The organism is Micromonospora sp. CNZ299, from assembly GCF_002754415.1.
In genome coordinates, this window is sequence record NZ_PEFG01000001.1 from 295,628 (window position 1) to 312,651 (window position 17,024).

The 17,024-nt window shown below is 71.2% G+C and carries 14 protein-coding genes; 9 read left to right on the plus strand and 5 right to left on the minus strand.

What is annotated here, in order from left to right:
- The first annotated feature begins 65 nt into the window (after positions 1 to 65).
- From CLT68_RS01405 to CLT68_RS01425, 5 genes are all read left to right on the plus strand, one after another.
- The gene (locus CLT68_RS01405; protein WP_099848312.1) at positions 66 to 713 is read left to right on the plus strand and encodes a hypothetical protein; all 648 of its coding nucleotides are present in this window, start codon (positions 66 to 68) and stop codon (positions 711 to 713) included.
- A 141-nt stretch (positions 714 to 854) separates the two neighbouring features.
- Positions 855 to 1,790 (plus strand): ATP-binding cassette domain-containing protein, encoded by a 936-nt coding sequence (locus CLT68_RS01410; protein WP_099848314.1) that lies wholly within the window; start codon positions 855 to 857, stop codon positions 1,788 to 1,790.
- Positions 1,787 to 2,599, plus strand: coding sequence for an ABC transporter permease (locus CLT68_RS01415; protein WP_099848316.1), 813 nt, complete (start codon positions 1,787 to 1,789; stop codon positions 2,597 to 2,599). The genes CLT68_RS01410 and CLT68_RS01415 overlap by 4 nt, the downstream gene beginning before the upstream one ends.
- Positions 2,600 to 2,887: 288 nt before the next feature.
- Complete coding sequence (locus CLT68_RS01420) at positions 2,888 to 6,646, plus strand: multifunctional oxoglutarate decarboxylase/oxoglutarate dehydrogenase thiamine pyrophosphate-binding subunit/dihydrolipoyllysine-residue succinyltransferase subunit (protein WP_099848318.1); 3,759 nt, start codon at positions 2,888 to 2,890, stop codon at positions 6,644 to 6,646.
- Positions 6,647 to 6,760: 114 nt separating this feature from the next.
- On the plus strand, positions 6,761 to 6,940 hold the full coding sequence (locus tag CLT68_RS01425) for a DUF6104 family protein (RefSeq protein ID WP_099848320.1): 180 nt from the start codon (positions 6,761 to 6,763) through the stop codon (positions 6,938 to 6,940).
- Positions 6,941 to 7,027: 87 nt separating this feature from the next.
- Here the strand turns inward: CLT68_RS01425 and CLT68_RS01430 are convergent, their stop codons facing one another.
- The 3 genes from CLT68_RS01430 to CLT68_RS01440 all read right to left on the minus strand — a co-directional run bounded on the left by CLT68_RS01430 (position 7,028) and on the right by CLT68_RS01440 (position 11,094).
- The gene (locus CLT68_RS01430; protein ID WP_099848322.1) at positions 7,028 to 9,190 is read right to left on the minus strand and encodes a bifunctional polysaccharide deacetylase/glycosyltransferase family 2 protein; all 2,163 of its coding nucleotides are present in this window, start codon (positions 9,188 to 9,190) and stop codon (positions 7,028 to 7,030) included.
- Entirely contained in the window at positions 9,183 to 9,848 is a 666-nt protein-coding gene (locus tag CLT68_RS01435; RefSeq protein WP_143743119.1) for a hypothetical protein, read from the minus strand. The genes CLT68_RS01430 and CLT68_RS01435 overlap by 8 nt, the downstream gene beginning before the upstream one ends.
- A gap of 127 nt (positions 9,849 to 9,975) precedes the next feature.
- A complete protein-coding gene (locus tag CLT68_RS01440) occupies positions 9,976 to 11,094 on the minus strand; it encodes an FAD-dependent oxidoreductase (protein ID WP_099848326.1) in 1,119 nt (372 codons plus the stop codon).
- A 101-nt stretch (positions 11,095 to 11,195) separates the two neighbouring features.
- Between CLT68_RS01440 and CLT68_RS01445 the strand changes: the two genes are divergently transcribed.
- From CLT68_RS01445 to CLT68_RS01455, 3 genes are all read left to right on the plus strand, one after another.
- A complete protein-coding gene (locus CLT68_RS01445) occupies positions 11,196 to 11,888 on the plus strand; it encodes a TetR/AcrR family transcriptional regulator (RefSeq protein ID WP_099848328.1) in 693 nt (230 codons plus the stop codon).
- Between the two features lie 76 nt (positions 11,889 to 11,964).
- On the plus strand, positions 11,965 to 14,034 hold the full coding sequence (gene pta, locus CLT68_RS01450; protein ID WP_099848330.1) for a phosphate acetyltransferase: 2,070 nt from the start codon (positions 11,965 to 11,967) through the stop codon (positions 14,032 to 14,034).
- A complete protein-coding gene (locus CLT68_RS01455) occupies positions 14,031 to 15,146 on the plus strand; it encodes an acetate/propionate family kinase (RefSeq protein WP_099848331.1) in 1,116 nt (371 codons plus the stop codon). Before pta ends, CLT68_RS01455 begins: the two co-directional genes overlap by 4 nt.
- Positions 15,147 to 15,167: 21 nt before the next feature.
- Here CLT68_RS01455 and CLT68_RS01460 read toward each other — a convergent pair whose 3' ends face one another.
- Both CLT68_RS01460 and CLT68_RS33030 read right to left on the minus strand, forming a co-directional pair.
- The gene (locus CLT68_RS01460; protein ID WP_099848333.1) at positions 15,168 to 15,785 is read right to left on the minus strand and encodes a hypothetical protein; all 618 of its coding nucleotides are present in this window, start codon (positions 15,783 to 15,785) and stop codon (positions 15,168 to 15,170) included.
- Between the two features lie 2 nt (positions 15,786 to 15,787).
- Entirely contained in the window at positions 15,788 to 15,961 is a 174-nt protein-coding gene (locus CLT68_RS33030) for a hypothetical protein (protein WP_172862102.1), read from the minus strand.
- A 157-nt stretch (positions 15,962 to 16,118) separates the two neighbouring features.
- Here CLT68_RS33030 and CLT68_RS01465 point away from each other — a divergent pair, with 157 nt between their 5' ends.
- On the plus strand, positions 16,119 to 17,012 hold the full coding sequence (locus CLT68_RS01465; RefSeq protein ID WP_099848336.1) for an alpha/beta hydrolase: 894 nt from the start codon (positions 16,119 to 16,121) through the stop codon (positions 17,010 to 17,012).
- The last annotated feature ends 12 nt before the right edge of the window (positions 17,013 to 17,024 follow it).

The following is a 17,024-nucleotide window of genomic DNA, read 5'->3' on the forward strand; positions in this document are numbered from 1 at the left end:
GAAGACCGTGCGAGGCTGCCCGTGCAGGCCGGCGAAGACGCCGGTACGCCCACCGGAGGTCGACGATGCGCATCGAGTCCCGCTACAACGGGCCCCCCGGTTCCGGCAACGGCGGCTGGAGCGCGGGAGTGTTCGCCACCGAGTCCGGCGGCAGCGAACCGGTCGAGGTGACGCTGCGCCGGCCACCACCGCTGGAGACCGAGTTGACGCTGGTCGACGGTGCGGTCCGTGACCCGTCCGGCGAGTTGGTGGCCGAGGTGCGCCCGGCCGGGGTCGTCGATGCCGTCGTACCCCCGGTGGACCTGGCCACGGCGGTGGCTGCGGCGGCCCACTTCCCCGGCCTGGTCGAGCATCCGTTCCCCGGCTGTTACGTCTGTGGGCCGCAGCGGGCGGACGGGTTACGGATCTTTCCTGGCCGGCTGCCCGATGGGCGGACCGCGGCGCCGTTCCGGGCACCCGAGCAGGTCAGCGAGGCCACGGTCTGGGCGGCGCTGGACTGCCCCGGCGGTTGGGCGGTGCTCGCACCCGGTCGCCCGTACCTGTTGGGCCGGATCGCCGCCGGGGTCACGGCGCTACCCGGACCGGGCGACGAGTGCGTGGTGACCGGCGAGCTGCTCGGCGTCGACGGACGCAAGGCGCTCGTGCGGACCAGCCTGTACGGCCCGGACGGCGTGCTGCTGGGCGCGGCCCGGGCGACCTGGATCGCGTGCTGACCTCCGCCGTAGTCCCCAGGGATGAGTCGCCTCCACCTCGCGACGGAGGCAAACGTACCGACCGCGCCTGATTGACCTTGTTGCCACGGGCCGTCACGCTGTGCCACGGCGTACCTCGACGCCACACACGGGAGGAGAACGATGTCTGACGGGCAGAGAAGCCCCACCAGCGACGGTCAGATCGTGGTGTCCGGTCTGACGAAGCAGTACAAGAACGTCCGGGCGGTGAACAACCTGTCCTTCACCGTGGCGCCGGGGCGGGTGACCGGCTTCCTCGGCCCGAACGGCGCAGGCAAGACCACCACGCTGCGCATGCTGCTGAACCTGGTCACCCCCACCGCCGGCACGGCCACCATCAGCGGCCAGCGGTACGCCGACCTCGCCACCCCGCTGCGGCAGGTCGGCGCGGTGCTGGAGGCGTCCAGCGCGCACAAGGGCCGCACCGGCATCAACCACCTGCGGGTCATCTGCGCGGCGGCCGGGCTGCCCAAGCAGCGGGCCGACGAGGCGTTGGCCCTGGTCGGGCTGACCCCGGCGGCGAAGCGCAAGTTCAAGGGTTACTCGCTGGGCATGAAGCAGCGGCTCGGCATCGCCGCCGCGATGCTCGGTGACCCCCGCGTGCTGATCCTCGACGAGCCGGCCAACGGGCTGGACCCGGAGGGCATCCGGTGGATGCGTGGATTCCTCAAGAACCTCGCCCAAGAGGGCCGCACCGTGCTGGTCTCCAGCCACCTGCTGTCGGAGATGCAGCTCCTCGCCGACGACGTGGTGATCATCGCGGCCGGGCAGCTCGTCCGGCAGGGTCCGGTCGACCAGGTGCTCGGGTCGATGGCGCAGGGTGCCCGAGTCCGGGTCCGCACCCCTCAGGCCGAGACGTTGACAGCCGCCCTCAAGGCGCAGTCGGCGACCATCGAGACCGATGAGCAGGGTGTGCTGCTGGTCGGCGGGGTGGACGCCCCGACGATCGGCCGGTCCGCCCTCGCGGCCGGGGTCGAGCTGCACGAACTGACCACCGAACGGCCCGATCTGGAACGGGTCTTCCTGGAGCTGACGGCCGGAAAGGCGGGCATCCGATGAACCTGGTCCGATCCGAGCTGCTCAAGATCCGTACCACCAGCACCTGGTGGTGGCTGGCCCTCGGCGCGTTCCTCTCGATCGCCCTGGCGTTCGCTGTCAACGCGTGGTTGGCGGTCACGGCGCTCGGCGGCGACGCCGAGGAGATCGGCGTCAGCGCCGAGCAGGCGACAGCGCCAGCGCAGGCGGCGAACCTCTACACCTCGGGCCAGTACCTCGGGCTGATGTTCGTGATGCTCATCGGCATCCTGATGGTCACCAACGAGTTCTTCCACCAGACCGCGACCACGACGTTCCTGACGACTCCCCGGCGAACGTCGGTCATCGTCAGCAAGCTCGTCGCCGCCAGCCTGCTCGGCTTCATGTTCTGGCTGGCCACGACGCTGATCGACCTGGCCGCTGGCGCGATCTTCCTGTCCGCCAACGACTACGGCACTCAGCTCGGTGAGTGGCCGGTGCAGCGGGCACTGCTGTTCAACCTGCTGGCCTACGCCATCTGGACGATCCTCGGTGTGGGCATCGGCACGCTGATCACCAACCAGCTCGGTGCGGTGATCACGGCGGCGGTGCTCTATCTGATCGGCACCCAGGTGGTGGGACTGCTGTTCCTGCTCCTGTCGAACCTCCTCGACAGCGAGGCGGTTCTCAAGTGGCAGGTCGTCTGGCCCGCTGTGGCATCCCAGGTCATGATCACTGAGGGCACCTCGGAGTTCACACCGTCCTGGTGGGTCGGTGCCCTCGTGCTGATCGGCTACGCGCTGGTCAGCGGCATTGCCGGAGTTCTGCTCACCCGGCGGCGCGACATCGCCTGATGGCGTCTGCGACCCCGGGGCGGCAACGACAAGCTGGCCGCTCCGGGGTCGGGCGTCACCCTCGGCGACCGGCCGCGCGAGGGGCCGAGCGTTACCAGTTCGACATGGTGCGCGCAGGCGTTGCTGAACTTCTGGCATCTTCTGTGAAACCGGCCACGGGACCGAGGCGGAAATGCCTGCGGGATCGGTACGGCGTAGCCTGGGAGCCGTACCCTCCGTGCCCCTGACCGGGCGGGAGGAACACACCGCGTGCCACACAAACCCGCGTGAAAGAGGCGATTACCGGCCGTGTCGACCCAGCAGACTTCGCAGGAGAACCCACTAGCGGGTTTCGGCCCGAATGAGTGGATCGTCGAGGAGATGTACCAGCGTTACCTCGCCGACCCAACGAGCGTCGATTCGGCCTGGCACGACTTCTTCGCCGACTACCGCCCGGCGCCCGGAGCGGCCACCCCGCGCGGCGCCGAGTCGTCGAACAAGCCAGCCGCCGCTCCCGAGCCCGACGGCCAGCCGGAGGCAGCCGCCGAGGTCAGCCAGCCGAGCACCAAGGCGAAGCCGGCGACCGCCACGAAGCCGGCCGCCGCGCAGTCGGCACCGGCCAAGCCCGCCGCCGCTCCGGCCACGGCCAAGGCCGCACCGGAAAAGGCCGCACCGGCCAAGCCGGCCGCCAAGGCCGCCGCGCCGGCCGCTGACGGTCCGCAGACCACGCCGCTGCGTGGCGTCGCCGCGAAGATCGTCCAGAACATGGACGCCTCGCTGAGCGTGCCCACCGCGACCAGCGTCCGCGCGGTCCCGGCAAAGCTGCTGGTCGACAACCGCATCGTGATCAACAACCACCTCGCCCGGGGGCGCGGTGGCAAGGTCAGCTTCACCCACCTGGTCGGTTACGCGCTGGTCCGGGCGCTGGTCCAGCACCCGGAGATGAACAACTCCTTCGCCGAGGCCAACGGCAAGCCCGCCGTGCTCCGGCCGGCGCACGTCAACCTCGGCATCGCGATCGACCTGGCCAAGCCGGACGGCAGCCGCAACCTGGTGGTCCCCTCCATCAAGGGCTGCGAGACGATGGACTTCCGGCAGTTCTGGCAGGCGTACGAGGACGTGGTCCGGCGGGCGCGGCGCAACGAGCTGACCATGGAGGACTACTCCGGCACCACGATCTCGCTGACCAACCCGGGCGGCATCGGCACCGTGCACTCGATGCCGCGGCTGATGCAGGGCCAGAGCGCGATCATCGGCGTCGGCGCGATGGAATACCCGGCCCCCTACCAGGGCATGTCCGAGACCACCCTGGCCGAGCTGGCCGTCAGCAAGATCATCACGCTGACCAGCACGTACGACCACCGGATCATCCAGGGCGCGCAGTCCGGCGAGTTCCTCAAGGTGATGCACGAGCTGATCCTGGGCGAGCACGGCTTCTACGACCAGATCTTCACCGCGCTGCGCATCCCGTACGAGCCGGTGCGCTGGATGCGCGACGTCGCCGTCAACTCCGAGGGTCAGATCAACAAGACCGCCCGGGTGCACGAGCTGATCCACGCGTACCGGGTGCGCGGTCACCTGATGGCCGACACCGACCCGCTGGAATTCAAGATCCGCAAGCACCCCGACCTGGACGTCCTCCAGCACGGGCTCACCCTGTGGGACCTCGACCGCGAGTTCCCGGTCAACGGCTTCGCCGGCCGGCAGCGGATGAAGCTGCGCGAGATCCTCGGCGTGCTGCGCGACTCATACTGCCGCCGGGTCGGCATCGAGTACATGCACATCCAGGACCCGGAGGAGCGTCGCTGGGTCCAGGAGCGGATCGAGCGCAAGTACGAGAAGCCGGCCGCTGACGAGCAGAAGCACGTGCTCAACCGGCTGAACGCCGCCGAGGCGTTCGAGACCTTCCTGCAGACCAAGTACGTCGGCCAGAAGCGCTTCTCGCTGGAGGGCGGCGAGTCGCTCATCCCGCTGCTCGGTGAGGTGCTGGAGTCCTCGGCCGAGAACGGCCTGGACGAGGTCGTCATCGGCATGGCCCACCGGGGTCGGCTCAACGTGCTGGCGAACATCGTCGGCAAGCCGTACGAGAAGATCTTCTCGGAGTTCGAGGGCCACCTGGACCCGCGCTCGACGCAGGGCTCCGGCGACGTGAAATACCACCTGGGTCAGAACGGCAAGTTCACCACCCCCGACGGCGAGCACTCGGTCAAGGTGTCGGTGGTGGCCAACCCGTCGCACCTGGAGGCCGTGGACCCGGTGCTGGAGGGCATCGTCCGGGCCAAGCAGGACCGGATCGACCTCAAGCTCGAGGGTTACACAGTGCTGCCGCTGGCGGTGCACGGTGACGCCGCGTTCGCCGGGCAGGGCGTGGTCGCCGAGACGCTCAACCTGTCGCAGCTGCGCGGCTACCGCACCGGCGGCACCGTGCACGTGGTGGTCAACAACCAGGTCGGCTTCACCACCGCCCCGGAATACAGCCGGTCCAGCCTCTACAGCACCGACGTGGCCCGGATGATCCAGGCGCCGATCTTCCACGTCAACGGCGACGACCCGGAGGCCGTGGTCCGGGTGGCCCGGCTGGCCTTCGAATACCGGCAGACGTTCAACAAGGACGTCGTGATCGACATGGTCTGCTACCGGCGGCGCGGGCACAACGAGGGCGACGACCCGTCGATGTCCAACCCCCAGATGTACAAGATCATTGACTCGAAGCGCTCGGTCCGCAAGCTCTACACTGAGGAGCTGATCGGCCGCGGTGACATCACCGTGGAGGACGCGGAAGAGCTGCTGCGCGACTACCAGGCGCAGCTGGAGAAGGTCTTCAAGGCCACCCGGGACGCCGCGGCGGCACCGCGCCAGCTCAACCGGCCGCGCCGCGAGGAGGAGCCGGAGCCGCAGGTCGACACCGCCACCGACGCGTCAGTGGTCAAGGCGGTCGGCGAGGCGCACATCAACCTGCCGGAGGGCTTCACCCCGCACAAGCGGATCCAGCAACTGCTGGACCGGCGGGCGAAGATGTCCGTCGAGGGCAACATCGACTGGGGCTTCGGCGAGATCATCGCGCTCGGTGCGCTGCTGCACGACGGGGTCACGGTCCGGCTGGCCGGCCAGGACTCGCGTCGCGGCACGTTCGTCCAGCGGCACGCTTCGGTGGTCGACTCCCGCACCGGCGAGGACTATCTGCCGCTCAAGTCGCTCACCGGCGACGGCGAGCGCTCCCGGTTCTTCGTGCACGACTCGCTGCTCAGCGAGTACGCGGCGATGGGCTTCGAGTACGGCTACTCGGTGGAGAACATCAACGCGCTGGTCGCCTGGGAGGCCCAGTTCGGTGACTTCGTCAACGGTGCCCAGTCGGTGATCGACGAGTTCATCTCGTCCGGCGAGGTGAAGTGGGGCCAGCGCTCCGCCGTCACCCTGCTGCTGCCGCACGGCCACGAGGGCCAGGGCCCGGACCACACCTCCGGCCGGCCGGAGCGGTTCCTGCAGATGTGCGCCGAGGACAACATGCGGGTGTCCATCCCGACGACCCCGGCGAACTACTTCCACCTGCTGCGCCGCCAGGCACTGTCGCCCAAGCGCAAGCCGCTGGTGGTGTTCACGCCGAAGTCGCTGCTGCGGCACAAGCTCTGCGTCTCGTCGGTGGAGGACTTCACCACCGGCACCTTCCAGCCGGTGCTGCGCGACACGGCCGCCCCGGCACCGGAGGCGGTGAAGCGGGTGCTGCTCTGCTCGGGCAAGGTCTACTACGACCTGTTCCAGGCCCGGCAGGAGCGCGGCGTCACCGACACCGCGATCCTCCGGATCGAGCAGCTCTACCCGCTGCCGGTGGAGGAGATCCGGGCCGCCCTCGCGCAGTTCCCGAACGCGGAGGACTTCGCCTGGGTGCAGGAGGAGCCGGCCAACCAGGGTGCCTGGTCGTTCGTCGCGCTCAACCTGCTGGAGCACCTCACGGACGTCCGGCTGCGGCGGATCTCCCGCCCGGCCGCAGCCGCCCCGGCGGTCGGCTCGGCCAAGACCCACGAGGTCGAGCAGAACGCGCTGATCGAGGCGGCTCTCCCCCGCCCGTGACCTGACCGCACCGCGAAAGCCGGGGCAGGGCCGTTCACCACGGTCCTGCCCCGGCTCCGTCGGTGCACTTGACCACCCGCCCGGCCCTGCCGGGCCGAGTTAGAGGACGTACCCATGTACTTCACCGACCGTGGCATCGAGGAGCTGGTCGAGCGCCGGGGCGACGAGCAGGTGACCCTGGAGTGGCTGGGTGAACGCCTGCGCGACTTCGTCGACCTCAACCCCGACTTCGAGACGCCGATCGAGCGGTTCGCCACCTGGCTGGCCCGGCTCGACGACATCGACGAGGAATGAGCCACCCGGTGCCGGGAAGCGCCGCCCGGCTGGGCATCTGACGGGCGGCTGGCCGCTGGCGACTGGCCGCTGGCCGGCGCCTGCCGGTCAGCCGGTACGGGAGGCGACGGGTTCCAGGCCGGTGCGTCGCAGTTTCTGCCAGCCCAGCCGGCCGCCGGTCAACGCGGTGACCACGGCCTGGATCATCACCAGATACATCAACTGCCGATAGACGAACTGCTGGAGCGGCAACACCCACAGCACGCCCAGCTTCTCCCGGTCCAGCCGGAACGCCACCACCGCGGTGACCAGCTGCACGCCGAGCATGACCAGCCAGGCCACCGCCGTGGCGGTCCGGTCGAGGAAGAAGAGGCCGTACAGGGCCAGCAGGTCGATCACCGGCGCGAGCAGCGGCAACAGCACGCCGAAGAGGCTGAGGAAGAACAGGCAACGCCGGGTGAACCGGCCCGACGCACCCCTGTCGAACACGGAGCGGCGATGCTTCCACATCGCCTGCATGGTGCCGTAGCTCCACCGGTAGCGCTGTTTCCAGAGCTGGCCGATGCTCGTCGGCGCCTCGGTCCAGGCGCGGGCCGTCTCCTCGTAGACGACCTTCCAGCCGGCCCGGCCGAGCGCCATGGTGACGTCGGTGTCCTCGGCCAGGGTGTCATCGGTCATTCCCCCGGCGTACCGCAGCGCCTGCCGCCGGAAGCCACCGATCGCCCCGGGCACCGTCGGCATGCAGCGCAGCGTCTCGTAGAGGCGCCGGTCCAGGTTGAATCCGATGACGTACTCGATGTGCTGCCACTTGGCGATCAGACTGCGCCGGTTGCCGACCTTCACGTTGCCTGCCACCGCGCCCACCTGCGGGTCGGCGAAGGGCTGCACGAGCCGGCGGACGGCGTCGGGCTCGAAGACGGTGTCCCCGTCGACCATGACGATCAGGTCGTGCCGGGCCAGCGCCACGCCGGTGTTCAACGCGCTGGGTTTGCCACCGTTGGGCTTGCGCACCACCCGGACGTTGGGCAGACGGAGGGCGTCGACGATGTCCGCGGTCCCGTCGGTGGAGCCGTCGTCGACGACGACCACCTCGATTCCGCCGGGATGGTCGCCGCCGGCGAGTGAACGGACCGCCGCGGCGATCCCCTCCTTCTCGTTGTACGCCGGGACGATCACCGACACCGGCGCGGTGACCGGCGGCCCCCACGTCCAGTCCCCGGCCCGACGGCGCCGGGCGTGTCGCCCGGCGAGCAGGAACAGCACGGCGGTACGCCCCAGCGTGAGCACCCCCACAAGCACGAAGAGGATCCCGAACACGCTCAGCACGTGGTCGGCGCCCCGAACCGCCCAGACCAGCATCCGGCCGCGCCAGCGGTCCCCGGCGGTGGCTGCGGCACCGGATTCCGCCCGGTGGTCGACACCGGCGGCGGCGAAGGCGAGGTTCAGTCCCTCGGTCGCGGTGACGAAGCGGTATCCCCTTTCCTTCATCATGGGGATGAAGCGGTCGAGGGCGGCGACGGTCTGTGCGCGGTCACCGCCGGCGTCGTGCCAGAGGGTGATCGCGCCCGAGGCACCGTCCGGGGTGGCGTTCTCGACGATCCTGTCGACGCCGGGCAGCGCCCAGTCCTGGCTGTCGGTGTCGTTGAGCACGGTCAGGTACCCGAGATCACCGGCGGCGATCAGCACCGGCCAGTCCTGGTTGTCGATCGCGTCGGCATGCGAGGAGTACGGAAACCGGACCAGTGAGGTGCGCACGCCGGTGACGGCGGCGAGGGCGAGCTGGGTCTGGGCGTACTCCAGGTCTCGCCGCCATCCGGACAGCTCGCTGAGGTCGGGGTGGGTGAACGTGTGCACGCCGAGCTCGTGGCTGCCCTCGACCAGGTTGCGGGCCATGTCGGGGTGCCGGGCGACCTGCGAACCCAGCACGAAGAACGTGCCCTTGACCTGGTGGGCGTCCAGGACGCGCAGAACCTCGGGGGTCCAGACCGGGTCGGGGCCGTCGTCGAAGGTGAGCGCGATGGTCCGTTCCGGCAGACGGTAGGAGCGGACCTGCTCGCTGTTGGCGCTGATGATCGGCCCCCCGTTCACCACCGAGGTGGGGACCTCGCGTTGCCCCTGGTTGCTGTGCTGGTGGTCCGGGGTGAAGGAGGCGTTGGTGTACGCGTTGACCAGGAGCACGCCGGTCAGGACCGCCAGAAGCATGCCGAGCAGGACCCAGCGCGGTGGCGGTACGGCCCGGCGGCGGCGGGCCGTGATCGCCGGCTCAGCCATCCGCGGGGAGTCCGTCGGTGGGGGAACCGCCGGGCTCGATGTCGATGGTTTCCTCGGGCGGGGGCGGCGGGTCCTCGGTCGAGGGTGAGTCTGCGGGTGTCGGAGCCGCCGAGGTGGTCCGCCCCGGGCTGGGCGAGGTCGGCACGCCGGCGGGGTCACCGCTCGCCGGGCGGGTGGCGCTCGGTGACCGGGTGGGGGCAGGCGAACGGGGAGCCGGGGCGACGGTGGGTGCCACCGTGGCCGCCGGCGTACGGGGGACGGCTGTCGAGGGCTCGGGGATGGCGGTGATCGCCTCGGCCTGCGGCGACTGGGGCCGTTCAGACTGCTCGACCTCGTCCAGGAAGGGGAGCACCGTGTGCGGCTCCACCATGCCGCCGGCGAAGCTGACGGCCACCAGCCCGGTGTAGGTCAGGCCCAGCAGACCGACGACGTACGCGAGCCAGCGCAGGCGGGAGCGGCGTCGGCCGCTGGGGTCGACGAAGACCGGAGGCGGTTGGGGCACGGCGGCGATCAGCGCGGTGGGGCCGTCGGAGCGGTTGACCACCATGGTGGGCTCGTCGACCGGTGCCGCCGGTCGGGCCCTCCGGCCGCTGGCCATGTCTGCCGGCGTCAGTCTCCCGGTCGACGTATCGTCGCTGCTCAAGCCCCGGGTGGTCATGGGGTGCGAGTCTAAGCGTGAATTTTTCTCAGCTCTGACGATGGCTCACTGAATGAGACGCCGACCGCACCGTCGGGCCGCGCCGGGTCGCCGCCACCACCCTGCCCGGCAGCCGGACGAGTCAGCCTCAGCCGCCGATGAAGGCGTTGATCAGCTTGTGGGGTGTGCCGTCGCCCAGCATGTCCTCAAGGTCGGGGCCCTCGGCGTTCGCCCCGACGCTACGCACGAACATGGCCTGCTCGTATTCGGCGAGCGCCGTCTCCACGTCGTCGGGGTGCGCGGCGATGGCCTCGCCCAGTTCTGCGCCGTCCAACAGGGCCAGGTTGGCACCTTCGCCGTTGGGGGCCGCCAGGTGCGCGGCGTCGCCGAGCAGGGTCACCCCGGGCGTACGGTCCCACCGGTGCTCGGCGGGCAGGGTGAAGATGTGGCGCAGGACCGGTGGGGTCTCGCCGTCGGTGACCAGAGCGGTGAGCTCAGGCGCCCAGCCGTCGAACTCCTGCACGATCCGAGCGGTGGCGACGTCGGGGTCGGTGAAGTCGATGGTGGCGAACCAGTCCTGCGGCCTGGCGAGCATCACCCAGGTGTGCAGGTTCCCGTCGCGCTCCCGGTGGGCCAGGATTCCCTTGCCCGGCTCCAGCACCATCATCGCTCCGCCGCCGACGGTTTCCGCGCTGGTCGGGTGCCGGGCATCCCCATCGAACAGGTGGGTCTCGATGAACGAGAAGCCGGTGTATCCGGGTGTCGCGTCGGAGAGCAACGGCCGGACCCGGGACCAGGCGCCGTCCGCGCCGACCAGCACGTTCGTGACGACGGCAGTGCCGTCGGCGAAGGACACCTCGTGGCGGCCCTCACCGAGGGTCCGGACGCCGCTGACCTTGTGGCCCCAGCGGACGGTGCCGGCGGGAAGCGAGTCGAGCAACATCTGCCGCAGTTCACCGCGCTGCACCTCGGGGCTGCCACCCGTGCCGTCGTCGGGCACGTCGAGCAGGAGGGTCCTGCGCCGGTCCAGGATCCGCATCGCCTGACGCCCCTCCAGGATGAGTTTGCGGAACTCCCCGGTCAGGCCCGCCATCTCCAGCGCGGGCTGGCCGTTGTAGTCGCGGATGTCCAGCAGGCCGCCCTGGGCGCGCGTCGCCGGGGACGTCTCCGCCTCGTAGACCGTGCACGGAACGCCGCGCACGTGCAGCACGCGTGCCAGCACCAGGCCGCCCAGACCCGCTCCGATGATCGTGACCGGTGTCGTCATGGTGGTCCTCCAGATCTGATGGGCGCACCTGTTGGATCGCCGCTCCAAACGACGTTAACACGTAATTGGAGCGGCGATCCAACAGGTGCGACACTAGAGGCATGGCAAAGAGAACGGCGAACGGATCCGCGCAGTCCCGACGGCGCACGGACAGCCTGTCCAGGGAGCTGATCATCCAGACCGCGATCGAGATCCTGGACAGCGACGGCGAGAGCGCGCTGACGCTGCGTGCGCTCACCGTTCGCCTGAAGACCGGCTACGGCGCGATCTACCACCACGTCGCGGACAAGGGCGACCTGCTCGCGGCGGCCACCGACGACGTCATCACCCGCGTCCTGTCCGGCACGGCCACCGCCGCAGGCCCGCGCGACACCCTGCGCCTCCTCGCCCAGGGCCTGTTCGACGCGATCCACACCCACCCCTGGGTCGGTGCGGAACTCTCCCGGCAACCGTGGCGGCCCGCGCTACTGGACTTCTACGAGAGCATCGGCAGACTGCTGGACGCGCTCGCCGTCCCCGAGGAGGCGCGCTTCGACGCGGCCGGGACCCTCGTGAACTACGTCCTCGGCGTCGCCGTGCAGAACGCCGCGAACGCCCGACACCTCACTGGCAGCGACGCGGACCGGCAGGCGTTCCTCAACACCACAGCCGCGCAGTGGGCGCAACTGGACCCCGCCAGGTACCCGTTCGTGCACGCGACGGTGACGCAGCTACGCGAACATGACGACCGTGAGCAGTTCCTGGCCGGCATCGACATCTTCCTGGCCGGCATCGCAGCCCTGCGCCAGAAATGACCACCTGTCGGATCAGGCGGTGGACGGGGGCCATTGGGCCTGGGTGGCGGATCTCGCGATCTTCTAGGGTGGGTACGTGGCTCGCAGCGTGTATCTGACCAGCGTCGGTTCGGGCGGGGGCAAGTCGACCATCGCCCTCGGGCTGGCGGAGCTGTTGTCCCGACAGGTCGGGCGGATCGGCGTGTTCCGGCCGCTGGTCTCCGGCACCGGCCCCGACCCGATCCTCGCCCTGTTGCACGACCGCTACCGGGTCGACCTGCCCGAGGCGGACCTGACCGGCATGACATACGCCGAAGCGGCGGCGCTCGTCGCCGACGGGCGCCGGGAGGAGCTGATCTCCCGGGTCGTCGAGCGGTACCGGGCGGTCGAGCGGCAGTGCCCGGCGGTGGTCGTGGTGGGCAGCGACTTCGACGACCCGGGTGACCCGGCCCACCCCCGGGAGCTGGCCTTCAACGCCCGGCTGGCCACCGAGTTCGGCAGTGTGGTGGTGCCGGTGGTGGACGGTTTCGAGCAGGAGCCGGCGGCCGTCGCGGCGGCCATGCGGGGCGCGTACCACGATCTGGCCGACCTGGGAGCGACAGTGCTCGCGGTGATGGCCAACCGGGTGGCCGGGCCGATGACGCTGCCCGACCTGCCGGTCCCCGCGTACGCCATCCCAGAGGTGCCGACGGTGTCGGCGCCGACGGTGGCCGAGGTGGCGGCGGCGCTCGACGCCACCCTGCTGGCCGGGGACGACGCCGCGCTCAGCCGGGACGTGCTGGACTTCGTGGTCGGCGCGGCACACGTGCCGACCCTGCTGGACCACCTCACCGAGGGCGCCCTGGTGATCACCCCCGGGGACCGGGCCGACCTGCTCGTCGCCGCGAGCGCCGCGCACGTGGCCGGGCAGGTGTCGGTGGCCGGGCTGGTGCTCACACTCGGCGAGCAGCCCGACCCCCGGGCCATGCGGCTGGTGGAGGGGCTGAACACCGGGCTCGCGGTGCTGTCCGTGCGCAGCGACAGCTACGACACGGTGGCCGCGTCCAGCCGGATCGAGGGCCGGCCCAGCGCGGCCAACCCGCGCAAGGTGGAGGCCGCGCTGGGCGCTTTCGAGCGCTGCGTGGACACCGACGACCTGGCCAGCCGGTTGCGGGTCAGCCGGTCGACCCGGGTCACCCCGCTGATGTTCGAGAACGAGCTGATCGACCGGGCCCGCTCGCAACGCCGGCACCTGGTGCTGCCGGAGGGCGCCGACGACCGGATCCTGCGCGCGGCGGAGATCCTGCTCCGCCGTGGGGTGGCCGAGCTGACGCTGCTGGGCCGACCGGACGACATCACCCGGCGCACCCGCGAGCTGGGCATCGACCTCGGCGACGCGAACGTGGTCGACCCGGTCACCAGCGACTGGCGGGACGACTTCGCGGCCGAGTACGCGAGGCTGCGCGCCCATCGGGGCATGACCGCCGAGCTGGCGCACGACATCGTGGCCCAGCCCAACTACTTCGGAACCCTGATGGTGGCGACCGGACGAGCCGACGGCATGGTCTCCGGCGCCACGCACACCACCGCCGCGACCATCCGACCGGCGTTCGAGATCATCCGTACCGTGCCGGAGGTCTCGGTCGCATCCAGCGTCTTCTTCATGCTGCTGGCGGACCGGGTGCTGGTCTATGGAGACTGCGCGGTCAACCGCGACCCGGACGCCGCCCAGCTCGCCGACATCGCGATCTCGTCGGCCGACACCGCCGCCCGGTTCGGCATCGAACCCCGGGTGGCCATGCTGTCGTACTCCACCGGCAGCTCCGGTGCCGGCGCGGACGTGGAGAAGGTCGCCGCGGCCACCGCGCTGGTCCGCGAACGCCGGCCCGACCTGCTGGTCGAGGGGCCCATCCAGTACGACGCGGCGATCGACCCGGCGGTGGCGGCCACGAAGCTGCCGGGAAGCCCGGTCGCCGGGCACGCCACAGTCTTCATCTTCCCGGACCTGAACACGGGCAACAACACCTACAAGGCGGTGCAGCGCTCGGCCGGGGCGGTCGCCGTCGGCCCGGTCATGCAGGGCCTGCGGCGGCCGGTCAACGACCTGTCCCGCGGCGCCATGGTGCCGGACATCGTCAACACCGTGGCGATCACCGCCATCCAGGCGGCCACCGAGGAGGCGTCGTGAGTCGGGTGCTGGTGCTCAACTGTGGGTCGTCGTCGGTGAAGTGGCGCCGCTACGACGGTGAGCAGGTGCTCGACCACGGCACCGTCGAGCGGGTCGGTGAGCCCGGTGGCGGCCCGGCGGACCACGCCAGCGCCGTCCGGCAGATCCTGGACGGGCTGGACCTGACCGGCCTGACGGCAGTCGGGCACCGGGTGGTGCACGGCGGCCGGAAGTTCAGCGCACCGGTGCTGGTCGACGACGCGGTCCTGGCCGCCATCAAGGACCTGGTGCCGCTCGCCCCGCTGCACAACCCGGCCAACCTGGCCGGCATCGAGGTGGCCCGCGCGGCGCTGCCGGACATCCCGCAGGTCGCCGTCTTCGACACCGCGTTCCACCACACCCTGCCGGAGGCCGCCGCGACGTACGCGATCGACCGCGAGGTCGCCGAGCGGTACGGCATCCGGCGGTACGGCTTCCACGGCACCTCGCACGCGTACGTGTCCCGCCGCACCGCGCAGCTGCTGGGCCGCCCGTACGAGCAGCTCAACACGATCACCCTGCACCTGGGCAACGGGGCGAGCGCCTGCGCGGTGGCGAACGGTCGCAGCGTCGCCACCTCGATGGGCATGTCCCCGTTGCAGGGGCTGGTGATGGGCACCCGCAGCGGTGACCTCGACCCCACGGTGATCTTCCACCTGCGCCGGGAGGGCGGGCTGTCGGTCGACGAGATCGACGACCTGCTCAACCACCGCAGCGGTCTGCTCGGGTTGACCGGCGTGAACGACATGCGCGAGGTGCTCCAGCGCCGGGCGGCCGGTGACCGGGCGGCGGAGCTGGCCTTCGACGTGTACTGCCGGCGCATCACCGGCTATGTCGGGGCGTACTACGCGCTGCTCGGCCACGTCGACGCGATCACCTTCACCGCCGGGGTCGGCGAACACGCGGCGCCGGTCCGGGCTGCCGCGCTGGCCGGCCTGGACCGGCTCGGCATCGCCGTCGACGATGTCCGCAACGGCGGCGAGGGCGACCGGGTGATCTCACCCGACGGCGCCGAGGTGAGTGTCTGTGTCATCCGCACCGACGAGGAACGGGAGATCGCCCGGCAGACCCGGGACGTGGTCGCGCGGGGCTGACGACCGGGCAGCGGCGGCGGATCAGCGGCGGGCGTTGCGCCGACGCCGGGCACTGACGGTACGGCGGACCCGGTCCCGGCCGGGCCCACGTCTGGCCCGCGTCGGGCCGGAAGCCCGGCCCGGCAGGGTGGCCGACCAGACCATGCTCCCACCGATCACGGCGAAGGCCAGACCGAAGGGGATGCCGCCCCAGGCGTTGAGGACGAACACCGAATCATCGGTGTTGCCGTTCTCGGCGAGGAACTCCTCGGGGTGCACCGGGTCGACCCACACCCGCAGCACCGCTGGCGGTTCCTCGGTGCAGCCGCCGGCCGAGCCACAGAGGATCCGCTCGGAGTACCGGACACCCTCGTAGTTGTATCCGACCTGGATGGTGTCGGTGCCGCCGCCACGTCCGGTGGTGTCCCGGCGGTCGCTCACGTCAGCCAGAACCGGCACGCCCTCGGCCCGTAACCGCTCAGCCTTGGTGTGCAGGTGCCACTTGTAACCGGCGACGCTTGTCGCGTACCCGAGGCTGGTGAGCAGGAGCAGGGCACCCATGACGGCCGGGCCGCGGCGGATGCTCCGGAGCCTGGTCAGCAGGGACGCCGACGGGTCGTCCGCCGGCCGCCGGCTGGGCGCGTCGGCCCGGTCGGGCACGCTCAGCTCGTCGCGAGCCAGGCGACGAGGGCGACCAGCACGACCACGACGACCGCCGCGCCGATGATCAGCGGCAGGCGGGACGGCGGCTCCGCCGGCGCGGCGGCCTCCGGCGTCTGGCTGAACGCGCGGAACGCCTCGGTGTTGCCACTGGGGTCGGTGTAGTTCTCAGGCATGCCGGTGACCCTAGCGAAGCCGGTCCAGGCGCACCGCCCCCGCCCGCACCGCCCGCTCGGGTCGACCCGCCCGGCGGAGCGGACCCGACCGGGTGGCGGGCACAGCCGGGCCGGACGGCGGGGTCGTTGCGCACACTCGGGCACCTACCGTGGAACCATGGGGGCGCGACGGCTGGTCGCCGTACTGGTGACGGCACTGCTGGCTGGTTGCGCGCCGGCCACCGCCACGATCGACGAGGCCACCGGGCCGGTTTCGGCGCGTCGGGCGCCCGAGGGGTCGTACGCCGTCGGCGTGCGTACGCTCACCCTCGATCCGCGCTCGGCGCGCCCACTGCCGGTGACGATCTGGTTTCCGGCATCGGCGGACAGGGTGGCGGCCGGGCGGTTCCCGGTGGTGGTCTACAGCCACGGGCTGGGCAGCCGTCCCGATCTGCACGCCGGCCTGACCACCCGCTGGGCGGCGGCGGGGTTCGTGGTGGCCGCTCCCGCGTACCCGCACACCCGGCAGGGCGCCGCCCACTTCACCCGGGCCGACGTCCGCAACCAGCCGGCCGACGCGTGGCGGCTGATCCGGCACCTCGGGCGGCTCGACCGCAACCGCGAGGATCCGCTCGCCGGTCACCTGGACCTGACGTCGGTCGCCGCCGCAGGCCACTCGGCGGGCGGTTTCACCACCTCCGGCATGTTCAGCGAGGGGCACCCCGCCCGGTTGCGCGCCGGGATCGTGATCGCCGGGGGCGGGTTGCCCGGCAGCTTCGCGGGGCCGGTCGCGCCGGTGCTCTTCGTGCACGGCACAGCCGACGCCGTGGTGCCGCTGACGGTCGGACGGGCGGCCTACGGGCGTACCCCCGGCCCGGCCGCGTTCCTCAGCCTGCTCGGCCAGGACCACGGCGCGTACCTCACGCCGGGCCATCCGGGTTTCGCCCCGGTCCTCGCCACCACCACCGACTTCCTGCGCTGGACGCTGTACGGGGACAAGGCGGCGGGAGCCCGTCTCCCGGCCGACGCCCGCACTCCCCTGACCCGCTACGAGTTCCGTCCCGCCCACTGATGCCCGGGCGCG